Here is a 20953-nt window from a genome sequence, read left to right as displayed (position 1 = left end):
CTGTCAGACGTTGGGCACCCGCCAGCTGGCGGCCAGTGCCACCAGTGCCAATCCCAGCGCCACCATAAAGACCCCGTGGAAACTCCACACCTCCGCCACCACACCGGCGATGGCCCCTGCCATGATGGAGCCGGTGCGGATGCTGTTGGCAAACAGGGTGGTCGCCACCCCGGCTCGCCCCGGCATCAGATCCTGAAAGTAGGACATGCCGATCCCCGCCACGATGCCGATGAAGATGGCGTTGAACAGCTGCAAGGCGATCAGGGCGTATTGGTCGGTGAGGGTCACCAGACCTGTGTAAAAGGCCGCGCCAGCCAGCACCGCCAGCAACATCATGGGGCGCTTGCCAAAGCGAGCCGTGTAGTAACCCGCCAGCAGCATGAAGGGGATCTCCATCGCCGCTGCCGTGCCCATCAGGATACCGGCAAGCTTCTCATCCATCCCAAGCTCCCGGGTGATGTAGAGCGGCATATTGATGAGATACATGCTGTTGCAGGTCCACATCAGGGTGGAGGCGATAAAGAGCGCCCGCACCGCCGGATCCCGCCAGCTGCTGACCCGCTCGCTCTCTTCAGCCATCTTGGGCAGTGGCAGCGAGGGCAGCCAGCGCCACACCACCAGGGCACAAAGCAGATAGGCCAGTGCCGAGGCCAGGTACATCAGCTCGAAGCCGTAGCCGATGGCCAGCGCGAAGGCGATGGGTGGGCCGATGACCCAGGCCAGCGAAAATTGGGCTCGCATCACCGAGCTGAACATGTCCGCCCGCCGGTTGCGGCTGTCGGAGTACTCCCGCGCCAGCGCAAACAGCTGGGGACTGGCAGTGGCCGCCAGCGCCGCCAGCATCACCCCCAGACTCGCCAGCAGCCAGTAGTTGCGGTTCCAGGCAAACAGCAAGGAGAGCGCCACCCCGGCAAAACAGCAGCGCAGGATCAGTCGCTTGCGATCCCCCTTGTTGTCGGAGCGGTGGCCCAGCCACTGGCTGACCAGAATGCCCACCACAGCATTGATGGTATAGAAGAGCCCGACCAGAAAGGGGCGCACCTGCACCTCTTCGGCCAGAAACAGACTTAAGGTAGGCACCTGCAGTGCCACCGCGACGCCGGTCATAAAGGTCACGGCAAGAAATGAAAGAGAGACGGGGTCCGGGCGTTTGACCGCCGCTATCGACAAGCTCATAGGGTTACCACTGGTTGGAGGGACGATACGGGCTAACGGGCGGCAGCCGTATGAAAATTCGGCGCCTATCTTATGTCACTATCAAGAGCAGGCTCAAGGATGGCATAAGCGGGTGTGCGCCTTGCGAGGGAGGCCGCGACCCCGTAGAGTGAAAGCCCATCCTGCCAGCACAAGGAGTTCGCATGTTTGATTTTGATCAGGAAGTAGACCGCAGTGGCACCATGAGCCTGAAATGGGACAAGTACAAGGGTCAGGATGTGCTGCCCATGTGGGTTGCCGATACCGACTTTGTCTCCCCCCGTCCGTGATCGAGGCGTTGACCAAACGGGTCGCCCACGGCATTTTCGGCTATTCACGCCCCTCGCCGCGCCTGATCGAACTCATTATCGAACGGATGGCGACCCGCTATGGCTGGGCCATCGAGCCCGAATGGCTGGTGTTCCTGCCCGGCGTGGTGCCGGGGCTCAACCTTGCCTGCAAGGCGTGGAGCCAGCATGGCCGCGGTATCATCACCCCCAAGCCGGTCTACTACCCCTTCCTGCAGGCGCCGGGCTTCAATGATCGTCCCCTGCTCACCGTGCCGATGATTGAGGAAGCCGGTCGCTGGGTGCTGGATCTTGAAGAGCTGGAGCGTCAGGCTCCCGCCGCAGATCTGCTGCTGCTCTGCAATCCCCACAACCCGGGCGGCACCATCTTCACCCGTGACGAGCTGCTGGCCATCGATGCCATCGCCGCGCGCCACAATCTGGTGATCTGCTCCGATGAAATCCACTGCGATCTGCTGCTGGATAAGAATGCCCGCCACATTCCCTACGGCGCCATCAGTGCACAAGCAGCCGAGCGCTGCGCGGTGATGATGGCCCCGAGCAAGACCTTCAATATCGCTGGTCTCTGCTGCTCCTTCGCCATTATCCCCAACGCCCGTCTGCGCTTCAGGCTGCAACAGGCTATGCGCGGCATCAGCGCCGACGTCAACCTGCTGGGCTTTGTCGCCGCCGAAGCAGCCTATGAGGGTGGCGAACAGTGGCTGACCGAGCAACTCGACTATCTGGCGGCCAATCTGGCCCTGATCCAGCAGGCGGTTGCACGCTGGCCCGGCGTCAAGCTGGCCAGCCATCAGGCGACGTATCTGGCCTGGATCGATGTGAGCGCCCTTGGCCTTGCCGATCCCATCGCCTTCTTCGAGCAGGCCGGCGTTGGTCTCTCCCCCGGCGCCCAGTTTGGCGATGGTCAGTTTGTGCGGCTCAACTTCGGCTGCACCAGGGCACGACTGACCGACGCGCTGGCGCGGATGGAGCGGGCAATCCTCAACAACAAGCCCTGATCAGCCAGCAACGGGATGGGCAAGCCCCATCCCTTTTTCCCCTGTGTCATCAGCCTGCGGTCAACTCAGTCAACGGTCAATTATGTCTCTACGGATCTTGCATCACCTTCTGCTTCCCCTCTGTGCACTCTCTGCGCTGCTCCCCTTTGGCAGCCAGGCGCTGACTATCGGAACGGGCCCGCTCAACGGGGTCTACTACCCGACCGGTGGCGCCATCTGTCGGGTGCTCAATGCCGGCCATGCACTGCATGGGGACAGCTGCACCGTGCAGAGCACCCGTGGCTCGATGGCCAACCTCAAGGCACTCGACAAGGGGGACGTACAGCTGGCGCTGGTGCAGTCCGATGTGTTGCACCACGCCCTGCACGGCACCGGCCCCTTCAGCGGGCAGGGGGCCAACAATGAGCTGCGCAGCCTGTTTCGCCTCTATCAGGAGTCGTTAACCCTGCTGGCCGCCCCCAATAGCGGCATCACCACCCTGGCAGATATCGAAGGGAAGCGGGTCTATCCCGGCAACAAGGGCGCCGGTGAGCAGATCACCAGCCAGGCCCTGATGGCGGCCATGGGATGGCAACCCGGGCAGTTTGCTGCCTATCAGCTCAAATCGGACAGCGAACCGCTGGAAGGACTCTGCGATGGCTCGCTGGATGCCGCGTTTGTGGTTGCCGGTCACCCCAGTCTGGCGGTCGGCGATCTGATCAGCCGCTGCAAGGTGCGCCTCATCCCCATCGAAGGGGAGCAGATCGACACGCTGCTCAAACAACACCCCTACTACCAGCGCAGCCGTATCGCCGCCAACCTTTATCCGGGACAGACTACTGCCATCAACAACATCGGAATGAGTGCCGAACTGGTGGCGCTGGCCAGCCTGCCGGACCCCATCGTCCGTACCGTGCGCGATACCCTGCTGGCCCGGGTCAAACAGTTCAGCCGGCTGCATCCCGCCCTGAGCAAGGTGACCCCCGAGCAGTTGCAGGCGCAAACCGAGCTGCCCCTCCATGCGGGGATGTCGGATCAACCGCCAGCCCCCTTGCCACTGACCCCCGAGCAGTTAACTGCGGAACAGCTGACGCCGGAGCCGTTAACACCAGCACCATCGACCTCGGAAGCGGTGCCCACGACAGAGCAGGTGAGTGCCGCCGACGGGACGACTGCGCCCTCTGACGCGACCGCCACCAGCAGTGCCGCAGTGGCAACAGAAGCTACAGAGGTTAATCCCTTGCCCGAAGAGGCACTTGAGGTCACCTCCGAGCTCACTGCTACGCCAACCAACGAGGGTGAGAGCATGGCTCCTTCTGCCGCAGCGTCAACGGTTCCATCACCATCGGCTGCCGTTTCGACTCAGTGGCCGCAAAGCGCCTCTGCGGCAACTTCGCCGCAAGAGCAGGCAACCCAGCCTGCTAGCAGCGCGGTGACTGGCGAAACCCCACCGCAGGATAAAACCGATATACCTCCCGCCCCTGCCACCAGTGCAGCCACACCGCCGCAGCACTGAGTGGTCAGCGCCCACAAATGCATCAGGGCAGCCTCGGCTGCCCTGATTGTTTACGCGCGTTCGATAGTGACGCAATTGATGGCGGCACAGTCACCCCAATAGGCCTGCTCACCTTGCCGCCCCGCTACGGCTCCATCACCCGGGTCAGATAGGGGTTGGGCTTCTGGATCTCCTCCTCCACCCAGTGCAGCAACTGCTTGATGGCCCGCGACAACACCTGATTCTGGCGCACCACGTAGCCCAGACTGGTACCGGGAAAGTCGCCGAGGCTGGTGACCGGCGCGGTGAGGTTGAGGCGCGGATGCAGGGAGAAGTCCGGCACGATGGCGACACCAAAGCCCGCCTCGGCCCAATCGAGCTGGGCGTCCACGCTGCCCACCTCCATGATGCGACAGGGAGGCAAGGCCAGCAGCGGCAGGGACGGGTCGATCAGCGCCCGGGTGCGGGTGTCGTGACCGAGCAGGATCAGGGTCGGCTCGTCGAGGGGGTCGCTCTCCCCCGCCACCGCCCGCGCCTGCCAGCGGGCAAGGCCGTGGCCCAGCGCGCACCAGGTCACCTGTTGCAGCTCGGTGTAGAAGAGCGGCTCGCTGCGCTTTTGCGCCATGACAAAACCCAGATCCGCCTTGCCCGCCTTGACCAGCTCGGCGGCCTGATCCGAAGTGGTGTTGAACAGGGTAAGGTCGATGCCGGGGAACTCCCGCTTGAAGCGCTGGAACGGCTGGATAAGCAGCAGGCGGGAGATGATGTCGCTGGCGGCGATGGCCAGCGTCCCCTGACTGAGCTGGTTGAGGGCATTGAGATCGGACTGGCAGAGCTGCAACTCGGCGATGGTGCGCTCGGCGCTTTGCAGCAGCCGCTCCCCCGCCTGCGTCAGGCGAAACGGGCTGCGCTCGATCAGCCGCACTCGGGTCGCCTGCTCCAGCCGCTTGATATGCAGGCTGACATTGGGCTGGGTCATGTGCAGCTCGGTGGCGGTCTGGCCAAAATGTTGCAATCGGGCCAGGGTGACAAAGGTTTGCAGCCAGTGAATATCCAGCATAAGAGTCCCTCAACCCGCGAGGTGCGGGGTTTGCCAGGCAAAATCGAGCAGTTTGCCGCTTAATTGGCCATAATTATATGGTTATCTTATCGGAATTATAAAGATAATTAATTTTTCTAATCCGCATCAGGCTCCTAGGATGGACGCCTAACGTCTTAGGAGAAAGAGTCATGTCGTCTATCGTAGTCGTAGGTGCTAACTGGGGTGATGAAGGCAAAGGCCGCATCGTGGATTATCTGGCAGGTCAAGCTGGCGCCAGCATTCGCTTCCAGGGCGGCAACAACGCTGGCCACACCGTGGTCAACGACCTTGGCACCTTCAAGCTGCACCAGGTTCCGAGTGGCGTATTCAACCCGGATTGCCTGGTTGTCCTCGGCCCGGGCATGGTGATCAGCCCCGAGAAACTGACCGTCGAGCTCGACGAAGTCAAAGCCTCCGGCTTGACTCCGAAGCTGGCCATCTCTGACCGCGCAACCCTCTGCCTGCCGCTGCACGCGCTGGAAGATACTCTTGAAGAGCAACGTCTGGGTGATGGCGCCTATGGCTCCACCCGTCAGGGCATCGCCCCTGCCTACGGCGATCGCGTCATGAAGAAAGCGATCCTGGTCGGCTGGCTGAAACAGCCGGACGTACTGGTCGAGCGCATCCAGTTCATGCTGGACTGGAAACTGCCGCAGATGAAGGCTATCTACCCCTCCTTCGAATTCACCCAGACTGCCCAGGAGATGGCCGACTGGCTGCTGGAAGTCTCTGCACCCTGGATCGACGCCGTGTGCAACGTCAGCATGCCGCTCAAAGCGCTGCAGGCCGAAGGCAAGACCCTGCTGTTCGAAGCCCAGCTGGGCGCTGGCCGTGACCTGATCTACGGCGAATACCCCTGGGTGACCTCCTCCCACGTATCTGGCGCCTACGCCGGTATCGGTGGCGGTCTGCCGGGTCTGCGTCCGGAGCGCGTCATCGCTGTGGCCAAGGCATTCAGCTCCTCTGTCGGTACCGGCACCCTGCTGACCGCCATGGAGAACCAGGACGAGTTCCGCAAGATCACCAACGAGTTCGGCGCTACCACCGGCCGTCCCCGTGATGTCGGCTACTTCGATGCCGTTGCCACCAAGAATGGTGTCGAGCTGCAAGCCGCCACCGAAGTGGCACTGACCAAGCTGGACTGCCTGACCGGTCTGCCGGATCTGAAGATCTGCGTGGCTTACGAAGGTGCCCACACCGAGAACCCGATTTGGCCGCAAACCGCTGCCCTGAAGCCGGTTTACGAGCAGATGGAAAGCTGGAGCGAAGACATCACCGGTTGCCGCACTTTCGAAGAGCTGCCGCGCGCTGCCCAGCAGTACGTGCTGCGTATCGAAGAGCTGCTCGGCGTACCGGTTCCGATGGTTTCCGTCGGCCCGGGCCGTGACGAGATGATCCTGCGCTAAGCCGCACCTCTCATCGTCAAACAAAAAACCGGCATCCCTGATGCCGGTTTTTTTATGGCTGCCGTTTACCTTCTTGCCATAAAACAACCCAAAGGCTCAATTAACTCACCAATCGACCTCACATTGAGCCGTTCTGCAATAACATTCTACCCTGCCCTCGTTAAAGTGAACCCGTTACCACACGAGGAGTCACCCGATGAAATTGCTCAAACAGAGTGCCCTGTTGCCACTGCTCTGCCTGACGGCCATGCCAGCCTTTGCCATGACCCTGAAGAGCACGGATATTCACGAAGGCCAGCTGATGGCCAAACAGTTCAGCTTCAACGGCTTTGGCTGCAGCGGCGACAACCACTCGCCCCAGCTGAGCTGGCAGGATCTGCCGGCTGGCACCAAAAGCGTTGCCATCACCGCCTATGACCCCGATGCCCCCACCGGCAGCGGCTGGTGGCACTGGTTGGTGGTTAACCTGCCTGCCACCCAGAGCGAGCTTGCCAGCAATGCCTCAGGCAAGCTCAAGCAGGGATTGGAGATCCGCACCGACTTTGGCAGCCAGGGTTACGGCGGCCCCTGCCCGCCTGCAGGTCACGGCATGCACCGCTATCAGTTCACCGCCTGGGCCCTGCCCCATGATCTCGAGGTAAAGGCTGATACCCCGCCCGCTATGATAGGCTACATGCTCAACAGCATGGCGCTCGGCAAAGCCACCCTGACCGCCACCTTCGTCACCCCCTAGGAGCCAACCGGATGAGCACTCCCCTGCTGCAACAGAGCCACTATCTCGGGATCCGCCAGCAGCCCCTGCATCGGGTGCTCATCTATGCCCCAACCCTCATCTGGGTCACCCAGGGGAGCAAGCAATTATGGTGGCGCGAGCGACGTCTGTCGTTTGACAGGGAGCGGTGGCTGCTGATCCCGGCAGGCCACCAGCTCACCTTCGTCAATCAGCCGGAGCAGGGCAAGTTTCGCTCCCACGCCATCACGCTGCTCACTCCGCCGCCACCAGAATGGCTGGCCGAGTCAGCCCCTTCCCACGCAGATCTGGAGGAACCCGCTGTCAAGGTCACCCCCGGGCTCGCCTTCTGCTTTGAGCTCATCAGCACCATGGCCGAACGGGGACTGAGCGAGGCGACCCAGGCCGAACTGCTGCGCGGCTTCTATGCCGAGCTGCGGGCCGCCAACGCCCTCGGGTTGCTCTTTCCCGCCAGCACCATGACCCTCGCAGAGCGGCTGGCCCGCTACCTGGCGGTGGAACCCGGCATCGACCACACCCTTGAGGCAGTGGCCCCCCACTTCTCCATGAGCCGCGCCTCCATGGTGCGCAAGCTGGCCGCCGAAGGTCGCAGCTTTCGCCAGTTGCTGGCTCAGGTACGCATGAGCCACGCCCTCAACCTGTTGCAACAGGGCCTGACCCCGCTGGAGGTCGCCCTCGCCTGCGGTTATGACTCCCCCAGTCGCTTTGCCGCCCGCTTCAAACAGGAGTTCGGCCTGACACCCCACCAATACCTGCACACCTGCCCTGCCAGATTGGCGAGCAACGAAAAGTAAAATATTACTTAAAGACCATTCTATGTAACCTGATGTAACCCGGTGATCCCGCTCACATTGCCGCCTCTTCAGAGTGTGATCTCGCGCCAACGCTCCCTTTCCCCTTGCCATACAATGGCTACCGAACACCTTTTCACTAAAAATAAGCGTAAAAAATCTTCCTTTTAACCTACATAAACGGAATTGGAGCGAGAAATGTTTCGTAAAACTTTACTCTCGGTAGCCCTCGGCACCGCCCTGTTCGGACTGACCGCCTGCAACGATAACCAGACAGAGAGCAGCACAGTCGCCAAACCGGAGCAGGCCATCCAGTACAAGGACGTGATCGACCGTCGGGGAACACCGACCCAATTCCGCGACTTTGACAGCTACTCCAACCTCAAATACAACCCGCTGCTCGATCTGGGGGCCTGGCACGGTTTCCTGCTGCCTGCCAGCGACAAGGAGTGGGGGGGCTTTACCGGCCCCATGGTCATCTCGGAGGAGTACAGCCTCTTCTTTGCCCGCGAGCTGGACAAGCTCACCCTGAGCGATGCGAGCGGCCGCCCGTTTCCGCTCACCAGCGCCCGCAAGCAGGAGGTGTACGCCATTCCCGGAGCGCTGGTGCAACGCTTCGAGTTCGAGCCCTTTACGCTGGAGCTGGAGCTGCGTTATGGCGATGCCCGCACCGCTCTTATCCGCACCCGACTCATCAATCAGACCGATGCACCGCTCACCCTCAACCTCAACTGGCAGGGCGAGTTGCTCAATCAATGGGATGCCAAGGATACGATTGCCAGCAAATATCCAGGCTGGACACGCACCATCAGCGAGAGCGACAAAGGAATCGAATTCCAGTTCGGTAAACTGCGCAGCACCTGGAACATCATGCAGAGCGGCAGCGCCCGCTATCGAATCGACCGCACCCTGCCAAGTCGCACCACCCTCGACCAGAAGACACTGGGCTACCAAAGCGACGCCAGCATTACCCTGGCCGCCAAGGGAAGCGAGGATATCTACACCCTGCAGAGCTATCTCCACTCCGCAGATGACGCCAGCCGCCATCAACAGAGCCATCAGGCCCTGCTGGCCAACCCGGCCAGCTATTTTGCCGACTCCATCCGCCGCTGGGAGGGCTACCTTGCCAAGGGGCTCTCCAATCAGGGTATCCCCGAGTCGGAGCGCCGCATCGCCGTCAAGGCGATGGAGACCCTCAATGGCAACTGGCGATCCCCGGCTGGCGCCATCCTCCACGATGGGGTAACCCCCTCCAATACCGCCCGCTGGTTCGATGGCGTCTGGGCCTGGGACAGCTGGAAGCACGCCTATGCCATGGCACACTTCAACCCTGAGGTAGCCAAGAATAACGTGCGCGCCATGTATGACTATCAGGTACAGCCGGATGATCCGGTACGACCGCAGGATGCGGGCATGGTGATCGATGCCGTCTTCTACAACAAGCTGGCGGATCGCGGTGGCGATGGCGGCAACTGGAACGAGCGCGACACCAAGCCGCCCCTCTCCGCCTGGGCCATCTGGGAAATCTACAGCGCCACCAAGGACAAGGCCTTTATCGCCGAGATGTATCCCAAGCTGCAGGCCTACCACGACTGGTGGTACCGCGCGCGGGACAACAACCGCAACGGCATCATCGAATATGGCGCCACCAAGCATGTGGAGCACAACGACGAGTACGGCAATATCACCTTCAAGGTGCAGTACTCCAACGGCATTCCCGCCGGGCTGGATCTCTCCAGCTGTACCAGTGAGGGGGATGGCTGGTATGCCTGCGCCGGTATGCCGCTCTATCAACAGGTGTTGAACGTGGGCGGTTACAGCGACATGGATATCGGTGCCCAGCACGGCGCCGGTTGGGAGTCCGGCATGGACAACGCCGCCCGCTTCGGCTTTATCGAACCGGGCCAGCTGCAACGTTATGCCGACAAGACCTATGGCGGAGATTTGGCCAAGGCGCGTCAGGACTGGAACGTCGCCTTCTTTGAAAACCATCAGGACAATGGCGATTTGATCGGATTCTCCATCGATCAGGAGTCGGTGGAGCTCAACGCCTTCCTCGCCAAGGAGAAACGCATTCTGGCCGACATGGCCGACCTGCTTGGCAAACCGGACGACGCAAGCCGCTACCGCGATGGCGCGACCCAGCTGGCTGGTTACATCAATAGCTGCATGTTCGATGAGGCATCAGGCTTCTATTACGATCGCCAGATTGCTCAGGGGGATGTGGCTGACGGCAACGGCTGTGTCGGCAAATTGCTGACCGCTCGCGGCCGTGGCCCGGAAGGGTGGAGCCCGCTCTGGGCAGAAGTCGCCGACAAGGAGAAAGCGGCGCGGGTGCGCGAGGTCATGCTCAACGCTCAGGAGTTCAACACAAAGATCCCGCTGGGCACAGCCGCGCTGACCAACCCGGCCTACGACCCCAATATCTACTGGCGCGGCCGGGTATGGCTCGATCAGTTCTACTTCGGGGTGAAGGGGCTGGAGAACTACGGCTATCGCAGCGATGCCGAGGCACTGGTCAACAAGCTGTTCAACAATGCCGAAGGACTGGCGGGCAGCGGCCCCATCCGCGAAAACTACAATCCGGAGACCGGCGCCATGCAGGGGGCCAGCAACTTCAGCTGGAGCTCGGCCCACCTCTACATGCTCTATCGCAACTTCCTGAAACCACAGGCGTAAGCTTGCTCCAACATGCAAAAGGCCTCCGGATGGAGGCCTTTCTGTTTTCACTCAAGTTGCACTCACACAATACCCACCACACGGCAGGTATGGGCTAGTCTTAGCCGTTCGTGAGCGGCAAGGAGAGGCGTTTGGCCAGTGCCTGAAAGTGCTGGCTCACCTCAGCCCCGAACAGGGGGTCGCCAATGGCGCGGTTCTGCCAGTTTTGCTCCAGATGACGCCAGTCATCCTCGGTCAGGGAGTCACGCAGATGGGGGAAGATCACCCCCTCTTCATAGTTCATGTGTGCCTCTTGCAGTTCCACGAAGCGCTCCAGCTTGGTAGTGAACTGATCGAGGGGGATCACTGCATCCATCAGGATCATCTCCACCATCTCCTTGAGATCGGCCCCGGCCTCCAGCAGCTTGACGTGCTCCTCCTGCAGGCGGTTGGCGACCTCCCCCTCCACCACCCGATATTTCAGGTAGTAGTCATAGATGAGATCTTCCTTGGGATGGTGGTACTTGTCAGAGACCTCCCGCAGGTAGTCGATGACATCGCGCACCAGAAAATAGCTGATGGGCTCTTCGGCACGGATGGCTGCCAGCTTGTGCTTGAGCAGCTCCAAAAGTCGGGCGATGTTGAGATGGTCCTTGTGCAGACTGGATAACATGGGCACTCCTTGGCTCTGAATTAATCTTATGTCCCTGAGTATACGGTCATTTGTCGCCCGAACTTTGCACTCAATCAAGTGGGATGCAGACAGATTTCCACTCTATCGGACTCTTGCCCTGTTGTTCCAGCAAGCGATTGGTCTCGCTAAAGTGACCGCAACCGATGAAACCGCGGTGGGCAGAGAGTGGGCTCGGGTGCGGCGCGGTCAGCACATAGTGGCGCTGGCGGTCGATGAAACGTCCCTTCTTCTGGGCGTGGGCACCCCACAGCAGGAACACCACACCCTGACAACTGGCATTGATCTGCTCGATGACCCGATCGGTAAAGGTCTCCCATCCCAGATGGGCGTGGGAATGGGCCTGACCGGCCTGCACCGTCAGCACAGTGTTGAGCAGCAAGACCCCCTGTTTGGCCCAGGATTCGAGAAAGCCGTGATTGGGTGTGACGAAACCTGGCAGGTCACGCTGCATCTCTTTATAGATGTTGACCAGTGAGGGGGGCGTACGCACGCCGGGCAGAACGGAGAAACAGAGACCGTGCGCCTGATTGGGGCCGTGGTAGGGATCCTGCCCCAGGATAACCACCTTGACCTGATCCAGCTCGGTCAGCTTGAAGGCATTGAACACATCGGTAGCTGGCGGGTAGATCACCTTGCCCGCTTCCCGCTCGGCTCTGACAGTTGCCAGCGTACTCTTGAAATAGTCCTGCTCTTTCTCAGAGCCAATCACATCACTCCAGGTCAGCACCCCGGCCTCCTCACTTGATACGGCGAAGGGCTCAGGATAGGGGGCCAGCCCGCAAGACGCAACCGTGGCTCACGCTTTCCAGAGCCTAGCAAGGCGCCCCGAGCGCTCCAGCTTGCGCAGGCCGGTATTGAACAGCAGCATCAGACGGCGCGCCTCGGGATCGACCTTGCGCATCAGCAGGTATCCCGGTTGCGACCAGATGGGGTCGGCGGCACCGGTCAGTGACAGCGATTGGGGATGACGAACGAGCGCCTGCTGGAACAGAGTCTGTGCTACCTGCTCATCCATCACCAGATAGTGGATCCGCCCGTCAAGCAGCTTGCCCACGCTCTCCTCATCGGAATCTGACCACTCGAGGGTGAGCCCGGCTTGGCGGACGGCAAAACCATCGCCATAGAAATAACCACGGGTCACCCCGACCGGCTGGTGTTTCAGCTCACCCAGATTGACCACGGGCGTACCGGTCAGCGTCATCAGGCGAGTGGTGAAATGGCCGAGCGAGGCGGAGAGATAGAAAAGCTGCCCCCGCTCGCGGGAGCGAAACCAGGGCATGGTGACCACATAGCGCCCCTCCAGAGTCAGTCGGTAAGCCTCGGCCCAGGAATAGAAGTGAAAGCTGACATCGAGCCCCTCTTCGGCAAAGGCCTGGTGCACCACCTCACAGAGAAAGCCCTGATTGGGCTGCGCCTCACTGATATAAGGTGGCCACTCGCCCACGGCAATACGCACCGTCTCGGCCCGCACCGCAACACTGCTTGCCCAGCAACAGCACAGGGCGAGCCATGTCCACTTTCGCCACCCATTATTCACCCGGCACTCTCCTCGCTTTTTTTGCTGAGTGTCGCCAACCCCTCAATTAACCTCAGAAAAAGCCGAAAAGATGTAGTTAAATTACTAGATTAACGAGATAAAAGATGCATAATTTGGATATCTTACAAAATCAGAAAAATGACCTATTTTTGATTCAACTCAAGAATTTAATCCCATTGAAATGGCGCTTTGTCGGATTTTCTTGATCTAGATCAATTTTGGTAATATTACCACCGTGGTATATATGACCCCATCAAAGAAAAGGTGTAAGGCAAGGGCCCTTTAAGTCATCGCCATCGACGGTAGCTTAAATACATCAGGGTAATTTCCTTACAGTTGGATTCGCGTTCCCATTGAGGAGTCATACCATGATCAAAGGCATTCAAATCACCCAGGCCGCCAACACCGCTCTGCTGAACTCTTTCTGGCTGCTGGACGAAGAGAAGCAACAAGCTCGCTGCATCTGCGTCAAAGGCGATGCTTTCGCTGCCGATCAAGAAGTGCAACTGGCTGACCTGGGTCAGTTCGAATACCGCGAACTGCCGGTTCAGGCTGAACCTGCTGTTGAAGGTGGCCAGCACCTGAACGTCAACGTGCTGCGTCGCGAAACTCTGGAAGATGCTATCGAAAACCCGGAGAAGTACCCGCAGCTGACCATCCGTGTATCTGGCTACGCAGTGCGTTTCAACGCCCTGACCCCGGAACAGCAGCGTGACGTGGTTACCCGTACTTTCACCCAGAGCCTGTAATCAGCGCCCTGCAGTGAATAGCTGATACTTGCGGTATCAGCACAAAAAAAAACGGCCGATTGGCCGTTTTTTTATTGCCCCCGCACCAGCCAACGCGGCCGTGCGGGGGAAACAGCGCTTACGCCCTGTCCGCTTCCAGTTGCCCGACCTTGCCGCCGAGCACTGCATCCATTTTCTTCTCGTCCAGTTGCTTGCAGTATTTGGCGACCACCACGGTGGCAACCCCGTTACCGATCAGGTTGGTCAACGCCCGCGCTTCGGACATAAAACGGTCGATCCCCAGGATCAGCGCCAAACCAGCCAGTGGCAGATGGCCCACCGCCGAAATAGTTGCCGCCAGCACGATAAAGCCACTACCAGTCACCCCTGCTGCCCCTTTCGAGGAGATCAGCAGTACCACCAGCAGGGTGATCTGTTGGAACAGATCCAGCGGCGTATTGGTAGCCTGGGCGATAAAAATCGCCGCCATGGTCAGATAGATGGAGGTGCCATCCAGGTTAAAGGAGTACCCGGTCGGAATGACCAGCCCCACCACCGATTTCTGGCAACCCAGCTTCTCCATCTTGTCCAGCATCCGCGGCAGTACCGACTCGGAAGAGGAGGTCCCCAGCACGATCAGCAGCTCCTCGCGAATGTAGGAGATGAAACGCAGGATGCTGAAGCCTGAGGCTTTAGCGATGCTGCCCAGCACAATGAAGATAAAGAAGAGGCAGGTGAGATAGAAGCAGGCAATAAGCTGGCCCAGCTGTACAAGTGAACCTACTCCATATTTGCCGATGGTAAATGCCATTGCCCCGAATGCACCGACCGGCGCCAGTCTCATTATCATATTGATAATGCCAAATATGACTTTGGAGAAACTGTCGATGACGCCGAAAATAATCTGTCCCTTTTCACCGATATGATGCAGGGAGAAGCCGAACAGCACCGCAAACAGTAACACCTGCAAGATATTACCGCTGGCAAAGGCACCGATCACACTGCCCGGAATAATATCCAGCAAAAAGGCGATAATGCCCTGGGACTTGGCCTGCTCCGCATAGGCGGAGATGGCGCTGGCATCCAGCGCAGCCGGATCGACGTTCATACCGGCACCCGGTTGCAGCAGGTTGACCACGCACAGCCCGATGATCAAGGCGATGGTGCTGACCACCTCGAAGTAGAGCAGAGCAATGGCGCCGGTCTTGCCGACCGCCTTCATGCTCTCCATCCCGGCAATGCCGGTAACCACGGTACAGAAAATAACGGGGGCGATGATCATCTTGATTAATTTGACGAAGCCATCACCGAGGGGCTTCATATCGGCGCCCAGTTCCGGATAGACATGCCCCAGAAATACCCCGAGGGTAATCGCGAGCAATACCTGAAAATAGAGGCTGCTAAATAGTTTCTTTCGCATTATTAACGTCCTGTTAATTTAATTGCACATTGTTATGGCAGCAATAAACATGCAGATAGCCGGACGAGATATCTGCGTACCTCACCCGATCCATGCTGTTTCTGCATTACTACGGGGACCACTTTACATGTAATAAAAAACAATTAAGAGACATTAATCACACAACAAAATTAACACCATTAACACCATTAACACCACAGCAACCAACAATTGTTTGCTCGTAGATTAATTTGAGTCTTCAACTAAATATGGCAGATATAAAAATACCCCGCATTGCGGGGCATTTTCATCAGGCATGACAGCGTCGGGATCAGGCCGAGGTATCGAGAGGTTCGAAGCCCTTGATCAGGTCATCGATGGCCTTCATCTGTTTGAGGAAGCCTTCCAGCTTCTCCAGCGGCAGGGCACTCGGGCCATCGCAGCGGGCAATTTTCGGATCCGGGTGGGATTCGATAAAGAGACCGGCCAGACCGACCGCCATGCCGGCACGTGCCAGCTCGGTCACCTGTTCACGACGACCACCGGAGGCGGCACCCAGCGGATCACGGCACTGCAGGGAGTGGGTCACGTCAAAGATCACCGGATAGCCACCGGTGCTCTTTTTCATCACGCCCAGGCCCAGCATGTCCACCACCAGGTTGTCGTAACCGAAATTGGCACCGCGCTCGCACAGGATCAGCTGGTCGTTGCCGCACTCCTCGAACTTGTCGGTGATGTTCTTCATCTGGCTTGGGCTGAGGAACTGCGGCTTCTTGATGTTGATGACGTTGCCGGTGCGGGCCATGGCTTCCACCAGATCGGTCTGGCGTGCCAGGAAAGCGGGCAGCTGGATAACGTCAACCACCTCGGCGACCGGCTTGGCCTGATGGGGTTCGTGCAGATCGGAGATGACCGGCATGCCGAAGGTCGCTTTCAGCTCCTGGAAAATCTTCATCCCCTCTTCCAGGCCCGGACCGCGGTAGGAGTGGATGGAGGAGCGGTTGGCCTTGTCCCAGCTCGCCTTGAAGACAAACGGGATGCCCAGCTTGCTGGTCACTTCCACGTACTTCTCGCACACCGCCATCGCCATGTCGCGGGATTCCAGCACGTTCATGCCGCCAAACAGCACGAACGGTTTGTCATTGGCAACGTCGATCTGGTTGATCTTGATATTCTTCTGTTCCATCTAAGACTTCCTTAATGAAGGGGCCTGAAGCCAAGTTACTCCGTTGCAGCCGAGCGCTGCGGCCTTGATATTCTTCTGTTTCAACTCCAAGACATCCTTAATAAAAGGGCCTGAAGCCAAGTTACTCCGTTGCGACCGGACGCAGCGGCCTTGATATTCTTCTGTTTAGTTTCAAGCCGCCCTTAATGGAGGGGCTTGGGGCTCAGATCCAGCGCGGCCAGCTGCACTTTCAGCACATCGGCGACCGGATCGTCCGGGCATTGTTCAATAAAATATTCAAAATCGTCGGCAGCCTGGCGCGGGCAATCGAGCTGCTCGTAGATAAAGCCGCGATCCCGCGTCTCCAGTGGATCGCCGGGCTTCATCCGCAACAACAGCTCGCTGCAACGCAGCGCCTCGGGCATTCGGTCTTCCCGCAGCAGGGCTCCCTTGCTGACGTTGAGCAGCCGTTCGATGATCTCCCACTGGCCGGAGGGCTGCAGGTAGTCGGGGGTCAGAGTCGCCAAGTCCCCCAACGCACCGCGCAGCAGCAGCTCGATACGGGCCAGGCTCAGCTCGTCGCCGGTAAAGGGGTCGACATAGACCTCGCCCTCGCCACCGGCAAAGCTCACCAGGAAGTGGCCGGGGAAGCAGATCCCCTCTACATCGAGCCCGAGCTTGCGCCCCAGCTGGATGATGAGAATGCCGAGGCTGACCGGGATCCCTTTGCGCTGAACCAGCACCTGATTGAGATCGCAGTTGTTGGCCGAGAAATAGTCCTGCCAGTCGCCATGAAAACCGAGGCTGTGGTAGAAGCCTTGCAGCAACTGCTGGCGCACCTCGTCGCAGGTGCCCTCTTCGATATGCTCGTCCAGCCACTCGTCCAGCAGGTTCAACTCGCGGATCCCCTCCTCGACCGAGCCATAAATCTCGTCGCTGACTGACAACGCCAGCTCGGTGATGTCGTGGGCTTCGAAATCGGTCCATTCGTCTATGTGTAACATTCTCTTCATGCCTTAGCCGAACACACTCGTCTGTTTGAGCACTGCCAACTTGGCAATAAAGTAGATCCAGCCGAGCGCCCCCAGAAAGGAGCACCAGCGCACCAGATTGCTTTTGGCCAACCGCAGCGCCATCGCCGCCAGAAATACCAGCACCAGAATGGCCATCAGCTTCTCGCTGAGCCAGGGCGTTCCGTTATTGAGCGGGTTGAGATCCAGCGCCATGCAGAGCAATACGCCGGAGAGCACCACCAGACCGTTGAGCCAGCCGCTGACCTTCATCACCGGCGCGCTATAGGCACGGCCAGTGGCGGTCTGTACCCAGTAGAAGCGGAGCATAAACATCAGCACGGCCCCGGCAATCAGGGTGAGGTGCAGGTGTTTGAGCACAAAAACCATATTCAATCCTTGCATGGGGGCGCACAGGCAACCCGCCGAGTAACAGTGAGGAACCGTCAGCGCAGCGGGCAGAGGCCCAGCGTCACCCTGTCGTTATCCCCGTAATCACGCACCGTGGCTACCTCGCGGTAGCCGCCATCACGCAGCAACTGACGCACCGCCTCCCCCTGATCCCAGCCATGCTCCAGCAGCAACCAGCCATCGGTCAGCAGATAAGCGGGAGCATGGGCCACGATGTGGCGGATATCGGCCAGCCCGGCGTCATCGGCAACCAGCGCCGAGCGGGGCTCAAAGCGCACATCACCCTGCTCGAGATGGGGATCGGCGCCATCAATATAGGGGGGATTGGAGACAATCACCGCAAATCGTGGCGTATTGTCGCGATCCGGCTCGCCAAGGGGCTCGAACCAGCTACCATCGCGCACCTCGATGGGCAATCCCAGCGCGGCGCTATTCTCGCGGGCCAGCGCCGCGGCATCCGCCATCCGATCCACCGCCCACACATCGACCTCGGGCCGCTCGGACTTGAGCGCCAGCGCGATGGCGCCGGTGCCGGTGCCCAGATCCAGCACGGCGCAGGGCCCCTGCGGGATTCTGGTCAACGCCTGCTCGACCAGCACCTCGGTATCGGGGCGCGGAATCAGGGTCGCCGGGCTCACTTTCAGCGGCAGCGACCAGAACTCCCGCTCGCCCACCAGATGAGCGATAGGCTCGCCGTTGAGACGACGGGCCAGCCACCCCTGCAGGGTGGCCTGCTGGGCAGCATCCAGCTCACGCTCGGGCCAGGTCATCAGATAGATGCGACGACACCCGAGCAGATGGCAGAGCAGTACATCGGCATCGGCGCGGGGGGAGTCCCCCTCAGCCAACACAGTCATGATATGGGTGCGGGCCTGCTGTATCTGCATCAGTGCCACTCCACCTTATGGGCACGACACTTAATGCGAGCTTGCCGGATCACCATTTGCATCAGTTGTTCTCGGCCAGCGAGGCGAGCTGATCGGCCTGATACTCCTGCACCAGCGGGGTGATGACGCAGTCCAGATCCCCTTCCAAAATTTCGGAGAGGCGATAGAGGGTCAGGTTGATGCGGTGCTCGGAGAGGCGACCCTGCGGGTAGTTGTAGGTCCGGATGCGCTCGGAGCGATCGCCGGAGCCCACCAGATTGCGGCGGGTGCTCTGCTCGGCGGCGCGGTGACGCTCATCCTCGGCCGCTTGCAGGCGGGCGGAGAGCACTGACATTGCCTTGGCGCGGTTCTTGTGCTGGGAGCGCTCGTCCTGACACTCCACCACCAGACCGGTCGGCAGGTGGGTGATGCGGATGGCCGAGTCGGTCTTGTTGACGTGCTGACCACCGGCACCGGAGGCACGGAAGGTGTCGATCTTCAAGTCGGAAGGGTTGATCTCGATCTGCTCGGCTTCCGGCACTTCCGGCAGCACGGCGACGGTACAGGCGGAGGTGTGCACCCGACCCTGAGATTCGGTCTCCGGCACCCGTTGTACCCGGTGACCACCGGATTCAAACTTGAGGCGGCCATAGACGCGCTCGCCGTCGATCTTGGCGATCACCTCCTTGTAGCCACCGTATTCACCGTCGTTGCAGCTGACGATGGAGACGCGCCAGCCCTGACGCTCGGCAAACCGTGAATACATGCGGAACAAGTCACCGGCAAAGATGGCCGCTTCGTCGCCACCGGCACCGGCGCGGATCTCCAGATAGCAGTTATTGTCATCCTTGGGATCCTTGGGCAGCAACATCAGTTGCAGCTCCTGCTCCAGCGCCTCCAGATTGGCCTTGGCGAGCGGCAGCTCCTCCTGCGCCATCTCGCGCAGGTCGGCATCCTCCTCCTCCAGCATCATCTGGGTGGTCTCCAGATCATCCTGAGCCTGACGGTAACGCTGGAAGGCGTGAACGATATCTTCCAGCTGGGCATATTCGCGGGTCAGGGCGCGGTAGCGATCCTGATCCGAGACCACGTCCGGCTCGCCGAGCATGGCCTGTACTTCTTCGTGGCGCTCGATGAGGCCTTCCAGCTTTCTGATCAGTGACGGATTCATAACTCTTGCATTCTCAATGGAGGACGGGACAACCGGCAGGTTGCCCGAAAATTATGGCTCTTGTGACAACCCCAGCGCCTGCCGCAAGCGGGAGAGCTCGCTCTGATCCCCCAGGGAGGCAGCCTGGCGCAACGCCTGGGTCGGCGCGTGGATCAATTTGTTGGTGAGGCGATGGGCCATCGCCTTGAGCGCCTGTTCGGCACTCTCGCCCTGCGCCAATGCCAGCAGGGCCCGTTGCAACTCTTCATCAGCCACTTGCTGTGACTGATGGCGGTAATCGCGAATGAGGTCGACCGAGCTCTGGCCGCGATACCAGCCCATAAACTCGTCGCGCTCTTCCTGCACGATCACTTCCGCCTGTGCGGCAGCCCGTTTACGGGTTTCGAGGTTCTGCTCGATGATCCCCTGCAAATCATCCACCGTGTAGAGATAGGCATCGGAGAGCTCATCGACTTCGGCTTCGATGTCGCGCGGCACGGCAATATCCACCAGAAACATGGGTTTGAAGCGGCGGGCCTTCAGCGCGCGCTCCACCATCCCCTTGCCGATGATGGGCAGTGGGCTGGCGGTCGAGCTGATGACAATATCCGCCTCGTGCAGATAGTCGGGGATCTCTTCGAGCGTCATCACCTGGGCGCCGAATTCGGCTGCCAGAGTCTGGGCGCGCTGCAGGGTGCGGTTCGCCACCATCATCTTGGTGACGTTCTGCTCGCGCAGATGACGGGCCACCAGTTCGATGGTCTCCCCCGCCCCGACCAGCAATACCTTGGTCTGAGAGAGATCGGAGAAGATCCGCCGACCCAGACTGACGGCGGCAAACGCCACCGACACGGCACTGGCGCCAATCTCGGTATCGGTACGCACTCTTTTCGCCACCGAGAAGGATTTCTGGAACAGCCGCTCCAGCGCCCCCTTCACCGACTCCGCCTGCTGGGCATGGGCGTAGGATTGCTTGATCTGCCCCAGGATCTGCGGCTCCCCAAGCACCAGCGAGTCGAGCCCGCACGCCACCCGCATCAGGTGGCGCACCGCCTCTTCATCGTGATGCTGATAGATGGCAGTGACCAGTTCGGCCGCGTCCAGCCCGTGGAACTGCTGCAGCCAGCGCAGCACTTGCTCCTGCCGCGCCTCCTCCAGATTGCAATAGAGTTCGGTCCGGTTGCAGGTGGAGACGATCACCGCCTCGCTGACACCGGGTTGGCTCACCAGCTCACGCAAGGCGCGATCGATGCAGTCCGGGCCAAAGGCGACCCGTTCCCGCAAGGCGACACTGGCGGTGTTGTGGTTGATTCCGAGGGCAAGCAAACTCAT

18 protein-coding genes and 1 pseudogene are annotated in these 20953 nt (G+C 60.0%); 7 read left to right on the top strand and 12 right to left on the bottom strand.

The annotated features are described in order from the left end of the window. Positions 1-3 precede the first annotated feature (3 nt). Positions 4-1176: an MFS transporter gene (locus ACTG20_RS07560; RefSeq protein WP_439987538.1), complete on the bottom strand. Its 1173-nt coding sequence runs from the start codon at positions 1174-1176 to the stop codon at positions 4-6. Positions 1177-1358: 182 nt separating this feature from the next. Between ACTG20_RS07560 and ACTG20_RS07555 the strand changes: the two are divergent. Beyond that, positions 1359-2500, top strand: a pseudogene (locus ACTG20_RS07555) (MalY/PatB family protein). Positions 2501-2582: 82 nt separating this feature from the next. Further along, entirely contained in the window at positions 2583-3995 is a 1413-nt protein-coding gene (locus ACTG20_RS07550) for a TAXI family TRAP transporter solute-binding subunit (RefSeq protein WP_194496756.1), read from the top strand. 124 nt (positions 3996-4119) lie between these two features. Here the strand turns inward: ACTG20_RS07550 and ACTG20_RS07545 are convergent, their stop codons facing one another. Beyond that, positions 4120-5034, bottom strand: a complete 915-nt coding sequence (locus tag ACTG20_RS07545) for a LysR family transcriptional regulator (RefSeq protein ID WP_005353868.1) — start codon at positions 5032-5034, stop codon at positions 4120-4122. 170 nt (positions 5035-5204) lie between these two features. Between ACTG20_RS07545 and ACTG20_RS07540 the strand changes: the two genes are divergently transcribed. The 4 genes from ACTG20_RS07540 (at position 5205) to ygjK (ending at position 10682) form a co-directional block, all read left to right on the top strand. Next, entirely contained in the window at positions 5205-6461 is a 1257-nt protein-coding gene (locus ACTG20_RS07540; RefSeq protein ID WP_439987537.1) for an adenylosuccinate synthetase, read from the top strand. Between the two features lie 196 nt (positions 6462-6657). After that, the gene (locus ACTG20_RS07535) at positions 6658-7194 is read left to right on the top strand and encodes a YbhB/YbcL family Raf kinase inhibitor-like protein (protein ID WP_043822362.1); all 537 of its coding nucleotides are present in this window, start codon (positions 6658-6660) and stop codon (positions 7192-7194) included. Positions 7195-7205: 11 nt separating this feature from the next. Next, positions 7206-8006 carry a helix-turn-helix transcriptional regulator gene (locus ACTG20_RS07530; RefSeq protein WP_042054529.1) on the top strand — a complete coding sequence of 267 codons (801 nt, stop codon included), beginning with the start codon at positions 7206-7208 and terminating at the stop codon, positions 8004-8006. A gap of 195 nt (positions 8007-8201) precedes the next feature. Continuing rightward, positions 8202-10682, top strand: a complete 2481-nt coding sequence (gene ygjK, locus ACTG20_RS07525; RefSeq protein ID WP_194496757.1) for an alpha-glucosidase — start codon at positions 8202-8204, stop codon at positions 10680-10682. 100 nt (positions 10683-10782) lie between these two features. On the opposite strand, the gene ACTG20_RS07520 is transcribed toward ygjK, so the two are convergent. The 3 genes from ACTG20_RS07520 to ACTG20_RS07510 form a co-directional block, all read right to left on the bottom strand. Beyond that, positions 10783-11334, bottom strand: a complete 552-nt coding sequence (locus ACTG20_RS07520) for a hemerythrin domain-containing protein (protein WP_005362195.1) — start codon at positions 11332-11334, stop codon at positions 10783-10785. Between the two features lie 70 nt (positions 11335-11404). Continuing rightward, positions 11405-12082 (bottom strand): uracil-DNA glycosylase, encoded by a 678-nt coding sequence (ung, locus tag ACTG20_RS07515; protein WP_005353881.1) that lies wholly within the window; start codon positions 12080-12082, stop codon positions 11405-11407. A gap of 69 nt (positions 12083-12151) precedes the next feature. Beyond that, complete coding sequence (locus tag ACTG20_RS07510) at positions 12152-12892, bottom strand: substrate-binding periplasmic protein (protein ID WP_194496758.1); 741 nt, start codon at positions 12890-12892, stop codon at positions 12152-12154. A 368-nt stretch (positions 12893-13260) separates the two neighbouring features. Here ACTG20_RS07510 and grcA point away from each other — a divergent pair, with 368 nt between their 5' ends. Continuing rightward, complete coding sequence (gene grcA / locus ACTG20_RS07505; RefSeq protein WP_005334936.1) at positions 13261-13641, top strand: autonomous glycyl radical cofactor GrcA; 381 nt, start codon at positions 13261-13263, stop codon at positions 13639-13641. Between the two features lie 118 nt (positions 13642-13759). Here the strand turns inward: grcA and ACTG20_RS07500 are convergent, their stop codons facing one another. From ACTG20_RS07500 to hemA, 7 genes are all read right to left on the bottom strand, one after another. Then, complete coding sequence (locus ACTG20_RS07500; RefSeq protein ID WP_058059198.1) at positions 13760-15040, bottom strand: dicarboxylate/amino acid:cation symporter; 1281 nt, start codon at positions 15038-15040, stop codon at positions 13760-13762. Between the two features lie 310 nt (positions 15041-15350). After that, a complete protein-coding gene (gene kdsA / locus ACTG20_RS07495; protein ID WP_005334937.1) occupies positions 15351-16205 on the bottom strand; it encodes a 3-deoxy-8-phosphooctulonate synthase in 855 nt (284 codons plus the stop codon). Positions 16206-16387: 182 nt separating this feature from the next. Further along, entirely contained in the window at positions 16388-17188 is an 801-nt protein-coding gene (locus ACTG20_RS07490) for a SirB1 family protein (RefSeq protein WP_194496759.1), read from the bottom strand. Positions 17189-17200: 12 nt separating this feature from the next. Beyond that, positions 17201-17584, bottom strand: a complete 384-nt coding sequence (locus ACTG20_RS07485) for a SirB2 family protein (protein ID WP_167574296.1) — start codon at positions 17582-17584, stop codon at positions 17201-17203. Between the two features lie 56 nt (positions 17585-17640). After that, a complete protein-coding gene (prmC, locus tag ACTG20_RS07480) occupies positions 17641-18492 on the bottom strand; it encodes a peptide chain release factor N(5)-glutamine methyltransferase (RefSeq protein WP_194496760.1) in 852 nt (283 codons plus the stop codon). Positions 18493-18553: 61 nt separating this feature from the next. Beyond that, on the bottom strand, positions 18554-19642 hold the full coding sequence (prfA, locus tag ACTG20_RS07475; RefSeq protein WP_042061304.1) for a peptide chain release factor 1: 1089 nt from the start codon (positions 19640-19642) through the stop codon (positions 18554-18556). A 51-nt stretch (positions 19643-19693) separates the two neighbouring features. Then, positions 19694-20953 carry a glutamyl-tRNA reductase gene (gene hemA / locus ACTG20_RS07470; RefSeq protein WP_194496761.1) on the bottom strand — a complete coding sequence of 420 codons (1260 nt, stop codon included), beginning with the start codon at positions 20951-20953 and terminating at the stop codon, positions 19694-19696.

Source organism: Aeromonas sp. 84A (genome assembly GCF_051919345.1).
Classification (GTDB): Bacteria; Pseudomonadota; Gammaproteobacteria; order Enterobacterales; family Aeromonadaceae; genus Aeromonas; species Aeromonas veronii.
The sequence above is the reverse complement of the archived record's forward strand: the minus strand, read 5'-3'. Positions and strand labels throughout refer to the sequence as shown.

Excerpts from the sequence above, each read along its gene's own strand:
- ygjK (WP_194496757.1), top strand. The coding sequence starts at position 8,202 with ATGTTTCGTAAAACTTTACTCTCGGTAGCCCTCGGCACCGCCCTGTTC.
- ACTG20_RS07485 (WP_167574296.1), bottom strand. The coding sequence starts at position 17,584 with ATGGTTTTTGTGCTCAAACACCTGCACCTCACCCTGATTGCCGGGGCC.
- ACTG20_RS07490 (WP_194496759.1), bottom strand. The coding sequence starts at position 17,188 with ATGTTACACATAGACGAATGGACCGATTTCGAAGCCCACGACATCACC.
- prfA (WP_042061304.1), bottom strand. The coding sequence starts at position 19,642 with ATGAATCCGTCACTGATCAGAAAGCTGGAAGGCCTCATCGAGCGCCAC.
- ACTG20_RS07535 (WP_043822362.1), top strand. The coding sequence starts at position 6,658 with ATGAAATTGCTCAAACAGAGTGCCCTGTTGCCACTGCTCTGCCTGACG.
- ACTG20_RS07545 (WP_005353868.1), bottom strand. The coding sequence starts at position 5,034 with ATGCTGGATATTCACTGGCTGCAAACCTTTGTCACCCTGGCCCGATTG.
- ACTG20_RS07540 (WP_439987537.1), top strand. The coding sequence starts at position 5,205 with ATGTCGTCTATCGTAGTCGTAGGTGCTAACTGGGGTGATGAAGGCAAA.
- ACTG20_RS07520 (WP_005362195.1), bottom strand. The coding sequence starts at position 11,334 with ATGTTATCCAGTCTGCACAAGGACCATCTCAACATCGCCCGACTTTTG.
- ACTG20_RS07560 (WP_439987538.1), bottom strand. The coding sequence starts at position 1,176 with ATGAGCTTGTCGATAGCGGCGGTCAAACGCCCGGACCCCGTCTCTCTT.
- ACTG20_RS07550 (WP_194496756.1), top strand. The coding sequence starts at position 2,583 with ATGTCTCTACGGATCTTGCATCACCTTCTGCTTCCCCTCTGTGCACTC.
- kdsA (WP_005334937.1), bottom strand. The coding sequence starts at position 16,205 with ATGGAACAGAAGAATATCAAGATCAACCAGATCGACGTTGCCAATGAC.
- ACTG20_RS07500 (WP_058059198.1), bottom strand. The coding sequence starts at position 15,040 with ATGCGAAAGAAACTATTTAGCAGCCTCTATTTTCAGGTATTGCTCGCG.
- grcA (WP_005334936.1), top strand. The coding sequence starts at position 13,261 with ATGATCAAAGGCATTCAAATCACCCAGGCCGCCAACACCGCTCTGCTG.
- ACTG20_RS07530 (WP_042054529.1), top strand. The coding sequence starts at position 7,206 with ATGAGCACTCCCCTGCTGCAACAGAGCCACTATCTCGGGATCCGCCAG.
- prmC (WP_194496760.1), bottom strand. The coding sequence starts at position 18,492 with ATGCAGATACAGCAGGCCCGCACCCATATCATGACTGTGTTGGCTGAG.
- hemA (WP_194496761.1), bottom strand. The coding sequence starts at position 20,953 with ATGAGTTTGCTTGCCCTCGGAATCAACCACAACACCGCCAGTGTCGCC.